Annotated in this window: 14 protein-coding genes; all 14 read left to right on the forward strand. The window is 32.8% G+C overall.

Features of this window, described 5'->3' with window-relative positions; translation table 11 throughout:
- The coding region (locus F7888_RS21935) for a hypothetical protein (RefSeq protein WP_191783476.1) at nucleotides 1–268 on the forward strand (268 nt) is incomplete at its 5' end.
- A gap of 473 nt (nucleotides 269–741) precedes the next feature.
- Nucleotides 742–1368 carry a Type 1 glutamine amidotransferase-like domain-containing protein gene (locus tag F7888_RS21940; RefSeq protein WP_191783478.1) on the forward strand — a complete coding sequence of 209 codons (627 nt, stop codon included), beginning with the start codon at nucleotides 742–744 and terminating at the stop codon, nucleotides 1366–1368.
- A 238-nt stretch (nucleotides 1369–1606) separates the two neighbouring features.
- A complete protein-coding gene (locus tag F7888_RS21945) occupies nucleotides 1607–2077 on the forward strand; it encodes a DUF5662 family protein (protein WP_191783480.1) in 471 nt (156 codons plus the stop codon).
- A gap of 263 nt (nucleotides 2078–2340) precedes the next feature.
- Nucleotides 2341–2484, forward strand: a complete 144-nt coding sequence (locus F7888_RS21950) for a hypothetical protein (protein ID WP_191783482.1) — start codon at nucleotides 2341–2343, stop codon at nucleotides 2482–2484.
- A 159-nt stretch (nucleotides 2485–2643) separates the two neighbouring features.
- Nucleotides 2644–2841, forward strand: a complete 198-nt coding sequence (locus F7888_RS21955) for a hypothetical protein (protein WP_191783484.1) — start codon at nucleotides 2644–2646, stop codon at nucleotides 2839–2841.
- A gap of 128 nt (nucleotides 2842–2969) precedes the next feature.
- Entirely contained in the window at nucleotides 2970–3326 is a 357-nt protein-coding gene (locus F7888_RS21960) for a hypothetical protein (protein WP_191783486.1), read from the forward strand.
- Nucleotides 3327–3557: 231 nt separating this feature from the next.
- Entirely contained in the window at nucleotides 3558–4337 is a 780-nt protein-coding gene (locus F7888_RS21965; protein ID WP_191783488.1) for a serine hydrolase, read from the forward strand.
- A 157-nt stretch (nucleotides 4338–4494) separates the two neighbouring features.
- Nucleotides 4495–4725: a hypothetical protein gene (locus F7888_RS21970; protein WP_191783490.1), complete on the forward strand. Its 231-nt coding sequence runs from the start codon at nucleotides 4495–4497 to the stop codon at nucleotides 4723–4725.
- A gap of 189 nt (nucleotides 4726–4914) precedes the next feature.
- Entirely contained in the window at nucleotides 4915–5349 is a 435-nt protein-coding gene (locus tag F7888_RS21975; protein WP_191783492.1) for an SMI1/KNR4 family protein, read from the forward strand.
- A 118-nt stretch (nucleotides 5350–5467) separates the two neighbouring features.
- Nucleotides 5468–5848 (forward strand): VOC family protein, encoded by a 381-nt coding sequence (locus F7888_RS21980; RefSeq protein ID WP_191783494.1) that lies wholly within the window; start codon nucleotides 5468–5470, stop codon nucleotides 5846–5848.
- Between the two features lie 21 nt (nucleotides 5849–5869).
- Nucleotides 5870–6007 (forward strand): hypothetical protein, encoded by a 138-nt coding sequence (locus F7888_RS21985; protein ID WP_191783496.1) that lies wholly within the window; start codon nucleotides 5870–5872, stop codon nucleotides 6005–6007.
- A 427-nt stretch (nucleotides 6008–6434) separates the two neighbouring features.
- Nucleotides 6435–6986 (forward strand): sigma-70 family RNA polymerase sigma factor, encoded by a 552-nt coding sequence (locus F7888_RS21990; protein WP_191783498.1) that lies wholly within the window; start codon nucleotides 6435–6437, stop codon nucleotides 6984–6986.
- A 3-nt stretch (nucleotides 6987–6989) separates the two neighbouring features.
- A complete protein-coding gene (locus tag F7888_RS21995; protein WP_191783500.1) occupies nucleotides 6990–7418 on the forward strand; it encodes a PadR family transcriptional regulator in 429 nt (142 codons plus the stop codon).
- Nucleotides 7415–8740, forward strand: a complete 1326-nt coding sequence (locus F7888_RS22000; protein WP_191783502.1) for an FtsW/RodA/SpoVE family cell cycle protein — start codon at nucleotides 7415–7417, stop codon at nucleotides 8738–8740. The genes F7888_RS21995 and F7888_RS22000 overlap by 4 nt, the downstream gene beginning before the upstream one ends.
- Nucleotides 8741–9438: the final 698 nt, after the last annotated feature.

A 9438-nucleotide genomic window follows, 5' to 3' on the forward strand; every position in this document is an offset into this window, starting at 1 on the left:
CAAGCCCACTGGAGTACGACATGAATTTCCTAAAGTTGATTTAGTGAAACAGCAAGTAACCTGTACTGTTTTATACAAAGAAGAAACATATATGACCGTCATTGTTGATTTGAAAAAAGATACAGTACAAGTCCAAGGAAACGTTGAGGCATTAGGTACTTTAAGCATGGATAAAGACTCTTTTATTGACATGTTTAAGTATTGGGCAAAGGTTTTTATTGATAATGGCATCTCTAATCCAAGTGATTATTTTGATGAAATAAATTAACCAACTTTTGTAAAATTGAATCTAATGAATCTGTCTTTATGTTCAGTATGATGAATTTCGAGATTTTTCATAGAATTTGGGTGTAATGTTACAATAATCTGCTAAACTTCTAATCTACTTTGTAGCGATACAGCAAAAAAGCAACCTGTTTTATATACTTAACATATGGATTAATTGACAATACTCCAATCGGGAAGGTTATCTTTACAATTATGAGCGAATGCATTTAGATGTACAAATGGTTGGAATATTAAATAAGGAAATGGGTTTCATTTACAACTGATATTTTTCTGTAAATGGTATCTTTAAAGAATAGTTATATGTTGCGCAGTTCAAATATACAGCGCAGCAAGCATTTTCAAACCAGTATGAAGATTCGTTATATTGTGATGGATTTCACTTAAATTAACGGTCAGGTTAGCTTAAGAGCATTGGTTATAATCGGGACATTTAACGTAAAACAGGAGGATAATATGAAATTTTATCTATCATCTTTTAAAATTGGGAACGAAGCACAAAAATTAATGGAAATCACGAAAAACTGCAACAGAAATGTTGCTTATATCAACAATGCATTAGACTTTACGACTGACTTAGTAAGAAAGAATAAAAGTGATGCAGCTGATATATCAGACCTTCAAAGAATAGGTTTTAATGTGAATATTTTAGATTTAAAAAAGTATTTTAATAATCCAGATGGATTAAAAGAAATCCTTGACCAGTATGATGTTATCTGGGTAAGGGGTGGCAATACTTTCGTACTTGCACAAGCTATGAAGTTAAGTGGTTTCGATAAGATTATTAAAAAGTATTTTAATGACAATAAGAACATCCTATATGGAGGGTATAGTGCGGGTGTATGTATCCTTGGACCGACGCTAAAAGGTATTCATTTAGCTGATGACCCAGAACAAAAACCGTATGGGGAAGAATATCAAACTATTTGGGATGGACTACATATTTTGGAATATGCAATTGCTCCCCATTATAAATCAGACCATCCAGAATCTGAGGATATAGACAAATCAATTGAATATATGATTAATAATAAAATACCTTTTAAAGCGTTAAAGGACGGAGAAGTAATTATTATTGAATGAGTTGCCTAAACAGTCTTCCGCTATCGTTCTGCAATCCAGTATTAAAGCTAAGATTGTGAAAAGATGTACTTAAGCTAACTAGGAGCGTTGATCTAAGAAGAATTGACGCTAGTTTTATAGAATTTATTATACTAACGGTCAGGTTAGTTCAATACTAGTTTTTAGTGCAACTAAAGGAGTTTAAACCGTACAAATAGAATATCAATTGAACAGTTATCTCGATAGGGGGTATGTAATTATGTTTAAGGCTTACTGGAGAAATTTACTGTATATTCTTGACCATAAACTGAATGTCCTAGTTGAATGTTGGAAAGAGGGTTTATTCTTACAAGGCATTACCCACGATTTATCCAAGTTAACACCAAAAGAATTTTTTCCTTATGCTAAGAAATTTTTTTACAAGGGAGAAAAAAGTCTAAACGATGAATTAATATGGAAATATGCTTGGCTTAACCATCAGCATAAAAATAAGCACCATTGGGAGTATTGGGTTGTCGACCTGAAAAATAATCAGGCATTACCAATGCCTAGAAAATACCTTCTTGAAATGGTTTGTGATTGGCGTTCGTTTTCAAGGAAATGGGGAAGAAAGGTCAAACCTGCAACGTTGGACCTTACGGATAAAATAATATTGCATCCAGATACGAAAAAAGAACTAAAGGTAATTATGAAGAGAAAAAAAGAAGAGGATAACAAAGAAGTTAGTTAAATCTAATATTATTTTGTGTTACATAAGCAAGAATGAGTTGAGTTGGATGTTCTTTCTTATTAAGCTAACGGGGTGGCGAGTGTTCAAAAAGAGCATTCGTTTTTTGACTAACGAAGCAGGTTACTTCAATAATAGCATGATAAATGTTCTTATTACAAAAAATCCTGTTAATGCTGCATCTATACTATTATCTACAATTTAAATAATTGCTATCAAACAAAAAATGAGACTAGTAAAATTATTACTTTAATTTTGGAGGGGAAATGGATTTGCTATATATAAAAATATTTGCTTCAGGTATGGTTGCACTTAATTTATATTTCTTAATTGAAAAGAAGTTAAAGGATAAAGAACGTTTAATTGGTTATTTTGGTATAGCTGCTTTACTTTTTGTATTATCAACATAATGTTACATCTTTACTTAACGGGAGCAAGAGTTGAACAAGGCGGTCTTTAAATCAGATCGTCTTTTTATTTGCCTCAATATGTTTGGAATATTATGTTATATTGTGTTGTAGAGATATTTAAGTAACGAAGCAGAATAGTGCGATAAAGGGGGATGGGGAGTGAGAGTATTTTGGCGCTTTTTTTTAGTAGGTTTTATAGCATTAATGTTTGATGATTTCTTAAAACAGGCTGTTGGATTTAATTACAACCTATTTAGTAGTGATTTGAATTTGTTGTTAGCGACACTAGATATCTTCATATTTATCATCATTTTTATGTCACTCGACTACCTTTTAAGGAAATTTATTATAAAGTAACTTAAAGCTAATTAAATATTCGAGTGATTGATGAATAAGTAAGCAGTCACATTTTTACTAACGAAGCAGAATAATTGAACAAACTACTGGGTTTATTTGGTAAGATAGATTATAAAGGAGGGGACAAAATGAAAAAATTTATTTCCGGCTTAATCGTAGGTGCTGTTGCTGTTTTAATATTTGTTTCTCTTAACAAAGATGATGTAACTGTTAATGATAGTAAAGAAGCACGAGCTGAACGTATCGCATCTGTCCTTGAGGATGGATGGGACGAATTCGGTTTATTCAGCTTTGGCATAGGTGATACAGACCCTGTGATTTCGATTGGAATGGATGAAACCAAAAGTGAACAGGAACTACGAGATTATTTAAAAGAAAATATTGATAAATATGATTTGATTCATTACGACATTGAAATTTTTCAAAAAAATATACAAGAATTAGAAAAAGAACATTCATTAAGTCTTCAAAACAAGGATATTTAAGTCAATTTTAAATTCCACAAACGGGTGCGATAGTCCAAGAAGGATTATCGCTAAATTTGTTGAATTTATTGAACTAACGGAGCAGATAGTCAGTAAGAGATTCGAGGCTTTAGTCCAAGCAGGATTAATGCTCATTTTTGTTGAATTTCTTGGGTGCTATTGAATTAGGGGATCTATAAGTTTGAATTACTTATTGATATGATTGACAAAAAATTGAAAGTAGGTATTTCAGTGAACCATATTATTGAAAAATTAAAAGAAATAGAATCAGGAGAAGCAGGAATCCTTATTTATTCAAACCTAAATAGAGAAATTGAATGTTCATACCAAAAAGACTTGTGTATACCGCTTGCTTCAGCTGCAAAAATGGTAATTGGTTACTGTGTTGCACGTCTTGTTGAAGAAAATTTATATAAATGGACCGATGAAATCAAGGCTATAAGCTTTAATCCAAAGGAAGATAGCAAGGAGTTGTACCCACATTTTCAAAATAGAAATAGTTTATCTTTAGAAGATGCAGTTGAAGTAATGATAGCGTGTCATGATAGTTATATTGCGAATCACATTGTTGAGTTTTGTGGTGGATGGGAGAATGTAAACCAAAGGATAAAGTCCCGATTTTCCAAAATCAATGTTACTGAGAATCCGAGGGATCTTAAAAATAATGGTGAAATGAATCAATTGCTCGAAGTTTTAAAGTTGATTTTTGAAGGATATGAGACCAGACCAGAGATATGGAATCCTATTATTAACGGATTAGTTAGACAGCGTGGAGAAATAGAAGGGATACCACATTATCATTTGAACCATATGACTGGTGGATTGGATAACGTTGTAGTGGATATCGGTATTATGGGAGAGTTTTCCAAAAAACCATTCTTATATGTATTGGGTGCTAAGGAATTACCCAATCGTTTTAGTGAACAGCATGCAGACGAAAAAATCATGGATGTGTTGAGAATCTTATATGAAGAATACTGTAACAGGGTTGTACCAGTTGAAGGTTCTTAAGAATTATTATTTAGCTTATTTTACTAACTGGCAGTTTAGTGGAAAAAGGTATTATAGTTTTTATGGTAAAATAATGGTAATACGTTCAGATATCGTGGGATGGATAAAGTGCATTAACAGAACTGTAAGAATACAAGTTATGTTGTGGAGGGATATAATGAAATTCTTCAGAAATATGTATAAAACAGAGCAAAATAATTGGAGAAAAGGAGCAATCCTTGGTTTTTACACTTATATGTTGCTATTATTTATAAATTATATTTACTTTTTAATATCTGGAAGTGAGCCTTTTACTTCAGTTGTAATTTTTTGGACCGGATTGTTAGTAGCCTTTGGTTATGAGTTTATCTTAAATTTAAAGTCTAAGATGACAGCAAAAAAAAAATGAACTAATAGTTATACTACTAATGAGTCATACTTTTTCTTCTTGAAGTAACGGGTGCGTTGATCCAAGAAGGAATGACGCTATTTTTATAGAATTAATTATACTAACGAAGCAGGATTCTGGAAGAAGGAATGTTTTTTATTAGCGGTGAATTATTCCACATAGACTTTTTTTAGGATGGTGTTAAATAGGATGTGGAAGGACTATATAAGTTCAATTTCAAAAGACTTTTACTTCAAATCACCAGCAACTAATGCTGAAATAGTCCAAATTTCGGAGGAACTAAATGTTGAATTACCAAAAAAGTTGCATGAATTATATAGTGAAACAAATGGAGTATTTGATAGTTTTGGCTGTCCTTTAATATGGTCAAATTCACAACTGGTAAAGGATAATCTATTTTTTAGAAATTTTGCCGATTATAAAGATATTTTTATGCCATTTGACCACTTGTTATTTTTCTCGGATAACGGCTGTGGTGACCTATACGGCTTTAACATATTAAATGGTAGTATTCAAACAGAAGATATTTATGTTTGGAATCACGAAGATGACAGCAGAACGTGGGTGGCTTCATCTTTGGAAGGATTTATTAGAGGTTGGATTACTGGTGAAATTACTACTTAGATAAAGGATTGACGCTATTTTTATAGAATTAATTATATTAACGAAGCAGGAGAGCTGAAGAAGGGATTTTCTTTTCAAATAAATATAAATATATTGCTTATAAGGGAGTGGAAGAATTATGTTTAGTAAAGTTGGTCAAATAATGTTGTATGTCAATAGCCAAGAAGAAGCAGTGCAATTTTGGACAGAGGAATTAGGCTTTACTGTGATTTCTGAAGAAAATAACGGTCAAGGAATGAGGTGGATTGAAATTGCCCCAAAAAAGGGAGCAGAAACAACCATCATTCTTCACAATAAGGAGTTCGTTGCTAAAATGTCTCCAGAGTTAAATCTTGATACACCATCTTTAATGTTTTTCTCTGAAAATCTCGAACAATTACACTGTGACTTGACAAGTAAGAAAATCACTGTAGGAGAGATTATAAATATGCCATCTGGTAGAGTATTTAACTTTGCTGATAATGAAGAAAATTACTTCGCTGTAATGGAAAAAAAGTAGTATAAGTGAAGGAAAACTATTATGGCTCGTTTTTCAAATGGTGGTGGAGATATAGTATTTCCAATTTTTTCTTTATTCAATGGATTAATTGCAATGGGTGTCGGAGATATTGTTATAGATTTAAATTATAGTAAGAAGGTTGAAATGAGCAAAGAATAAAGTATGTCTATTTTACTAACAGGTGCTTTGATCCAATTAGGATTAAAGCACCTTTTTGTTGAAATCCTTATTGAACAAACGGGGCAGTTTAGTGGGGGAATTGTCATTAGCTCTTATTAAACATTCGGACAAGATTGTTTAATAACTATGTTTATGTGCATAGTAGATTTTGTGAAGGTTTACAACGATAAGCAATTTTGAATGTCGGAGTTGTTGTAATCTCAGTTCCATCTGAGAGATAGGGAATCAATAATCGAAGGCGTAGTTTTATAAGCCGTTTAACCTACCCTAAACATGCTGGAACAATCTGATAAGAGGTTGTTCCTTTGTATTTACACTCTAGATGACAGATGCTCATAAAAAATATTATTTTCTTCAAACCGGATGAAGGTTAGCTTCGTCTAAAATAGGTGAGAGGGTGAAAACTATGAATGGACTAAAACAATTGGCGGTGACAGATGAAAGTATGTTAGACGAGAGAGAGCAGATAATTGATCAATTAATGCATGAATATAGCGATGATATCCTGCATCTCGTATATACATATGTTAAAAACCGAGCTACTGCAGAAGATTTAACACAAGAGATATTTATAAAGTGCTATGAAAAGTTAAATCAGTTTAATCAGCAGGCAACAATAAAGACTTGGGTATATCGTATTGCTAGTAATCATTGTAAGGATTATTTAAAAAGCTGGCATTATCGAAAAATAACGCTTAGCGATAAAATTTTGGATTATATCCCTTCAAAATCAAAACAGGTTGAAGAGGAAATTATCAAAAATAGTGAAGAAGATATTTTAACTAATGCTGTTATGAATTTACCTCTTAAGTACAGAGAAGTCGTATTTCTGCATTATTATGAAGAACTGTCTTTAAGAGAAATAAGCAAGATTACTACAGTAAATATAAATACATTAAAGACGAGATTAAAGCGTGCGAAAGAATTACTAAAGGACAAGATGATAGAGGAGGTTTAGGAGATGAATGATCCATTTATGAATCTGAAGAGTTCTATGAAAAAAACAATTTTTAAGGATCTTTCTTTTTCAAATGAAAGAAAAAGTGCCGTGCGAGAAGCGATTCGTACGAATCAACAATCACAACTAGATAATTGGAACAGTGAAACCATTATAGCTATATTAGAATCTGTTCAGCATGAATCAAAGGATGGCTACCATATTTCCATTCAACTTTTTCAAAAAAACGAACGTACTTTCCAAAAAAATGAAGGGCTGCTTTATACACTGCTACATCTATTAGAAAATAAAGAAATTCTTACTTCTAATTGGATGAATAAAAAGAAATGTTACTCCTTAAATTCTAAAGGAAAACAATACTTAGCTGCCTATAAACAAGAAAACTCAAAACAAGTATCCCTTAAACATTTACTAGAGGAGGCGTCCTTATGAGTTCTCCCAAATTTGAAGAATTTTTAAGTAAAGTCACTTCCAAAGTGAAATCTAAGAAAGCACACAACATGATAAAAAAAGAGCTTACTCATCATCTGCAAGAGTTAAGTCAATCTTACAAAAAAAGAGGATTTTCTGAGGAGGATTCAGATGAAAAGGCCATTCAAGAAATGGGAAATCCGTTTACCATCGGAGAGAAATTAAATCCCCTTCATAAGCCAAAAATGGATTGGGTTCTTATCGTTTTATTTGTTATTTTTGCTAGCATTAGTTTTCTCCCATTAGTTGATGGGATTCCTGAATTTTCCCTATCAGGTGCCTACTTTATGGGGAGACAGGCGATTTGGTACACCCTGGCTATTCTTGTAATCATTGGATTCCTTTTCATTGATTACCAAAAATTAAAGAACGGATGGATATACTTTTATACGATAGGCCTATTGATCCATATATATCTTCATCTTTTTGGAATTATGACCAACGGAGCAAAGAAGTGGGTTTCCCTCCCAGGCCTGACGGTCGATGTATCCATGATGAGCTTATTTTTCTTTTTTCTTGCTTGGGCGGGTATCTTTAACAAAATAAATGAGTATCGTAGTCTGAAAAAACAAGGTTTACTTTTTGTTTTATTTTGGATTCCCATCTCGCTCTACATGATGGTGCCAGACTTTATGGTTGGTACCATTTACTTCTTCTGTTTACTAGGAATGTTTACCTTTGCCCGAGTCCATAAGAAATTAGCTATCAAACTTGTCGTAACAAATCTAATAGCTGGTGCTATCTTTGTAATTATGATCATCATGACCTCACACCAAAGTTATTTGTTTACTAGATTATCTGCTTTTATAAATTCATATTCCGACCCAAATGGAGCAGGGTATATGTATATGGCGGTTAGGAATGTCCTTGCAGAAGCGGGATGGTTCGGTAACGGACTTTCCAACGAGTTCGATTTTCAAATGTTACCAGAAACACACACAGATTTTGCTTTTCCCTTCCTCGTCTATTCTCTTGGTTGGGCTTTCGGATTTGTTCTATGTTTGATCCTACTGATATTTATTTCCAGGATTTCAAAAAATGCGTTTAAAACAAAGGACCTCTATGGGAGAATGATCGTAATAGGTGGTGCTACATTGTTTGCGGTTCCTACTACCTGGAACATCTTGATGAGCTTTGGAGTCGTGCCTATAATGGGGGTTTCTCTGCCTTTTATTAGTTATGGTGGCAGCGCGATCCTCTTTTACTCCGCTGTTTTAGGACTCATTTTAAATGTGTATCGAAGAAAGGATATGGTAGAACCCACGATAGCGGAATTTAAGTAATGCAACATTAGTAATAATTTATAAAGGAAACTAGTCATTCAAATTCTTAAGCATTTAAAGTCAAAAATCTAAATGTTGATAAAAAGTGCGATAGCTAATTCAAAGCAGTCGCCTTTCACTTATTAAAGTACCGGTGCTCTGAAAAGAAGAAATAAGTGGTTTTATTAATCCATAAAAGTGTGCTTTTCTTCAATATGAAAAAGTATCGATAAAAAGGGATTGGAAAACAGGTGACATTTCAACTTTTTAATTGATTTCCAGGACATTGGGAAGTGGCTGAAATAGAAGAAAATCTTTCTGCTCAAAAATTTTGAAGAAAAGTGATTACCGAATACACAAATTATAAAGAAATAGGAACAGAAGGCTGGGAAGAACCTATTCAAACTTACATAAGTTGATGAAGAAAGTAATCTGACAAAAGTATCTTTACCAGGTATAAATAAAGATTGTGAAAAATCATACTAAAACTAACAGGTGCAAGAGTTGAACAAGGTGGTCTTTAAATCAGATCGTCTTTTTATTTGCCTCAATATGTTTGGAATATTATGTTACATTGTGTTGTAGAGATATTAAAGTAACGAAGCAGATTAGTTGTGCGAAATGTTCCTAGCTTAAATGGAGGATGGTTACATCACTCTGGTAAAGGTTAGGCAGTTCCTTATGGAACTGAAGGGTTATATCGAAGAATCAAATGATAG

This window comes from Litchfieldia stipae, assembly GCF_014837155.1.
Lineage (GTDB): Bacteria > Bacillota > Bacilli > Bacillales > Bacillaceae_L > Litchfieldia.

Coding starts and splice junctions, on each gene's coding strand:
- F7888_RS21995 (WP_191783500.1), top strand. CDS start 6,990: ATGAATGATCCATTTATGAATCTGAAGAGTTCTATGAAAAAAACAATT.
- F7888_RS21980 (WP_191783494.1), top strand. CDS start 5,468: ATGTTTAGTAAAGTTGGTCAAATAATGTTGTATGTCAATAGCCAAGAA.
- F7888_RS21960 (WP_191783486.1), top strand. CDS start 2,970: ATGAAAAAATTTATTTCCGGCTTAATCGTAGGTGCTGTTGCTGTTTTA.
- F7888_RS22000 (WP_191783502.1), top strand. CDS start 7,415: ATGAGTTCTCCCAAATTTGAAGAATTTTTAAGTAAAGTCACTTCCAAA.
- F7888_RS21990 (WP_191783498.1), top strand. CDS start 6,435: ATGAATGGACTAAAACAATTGGCGGTGACAGATGAAAGTATGTTAGAC.
- F7888_RS21950 (WP_191783482.1), top strand. CDS start 2,341: ATGGATTTGCTATATATAAAAATATTTGCTTCAGGTATGGTTGCACTT.
- F7888_RS21985 (WP_191783496.1), top strand. CDS start 5,870: ATGGCTCGTTTTTCAAATGGTGGTGGAGATATAGTATTTCCAATTTTT.
- F7888_RS21975 (WP_191783492.1), top strand. CDS start 4,915: ATGTGGAAGGACTATATAAGTTCAATTTCAAAAGACTTTTACTTCAAA.
- F7888_RS21970 (WP_191783490.1), top strand. CDS start 4,495: ATGAAATTCTTCAGAAATATGTATAAAACAGAGCAAAATAATTGGAGA.
- F7888_RS21940 (WP_191783478.1), top strand. CDS start 742: ATGAAATTTTATCTATCATCTTTTAAAATTGGGAACGAAGCACAAAAA.
- F7888_RS21945 (WP_191783480.1), top strand. CDS start 1,607: ATGTTTAAGGCTTACTGGAGAAATTTACTGTATATTCTTGACCATAAA.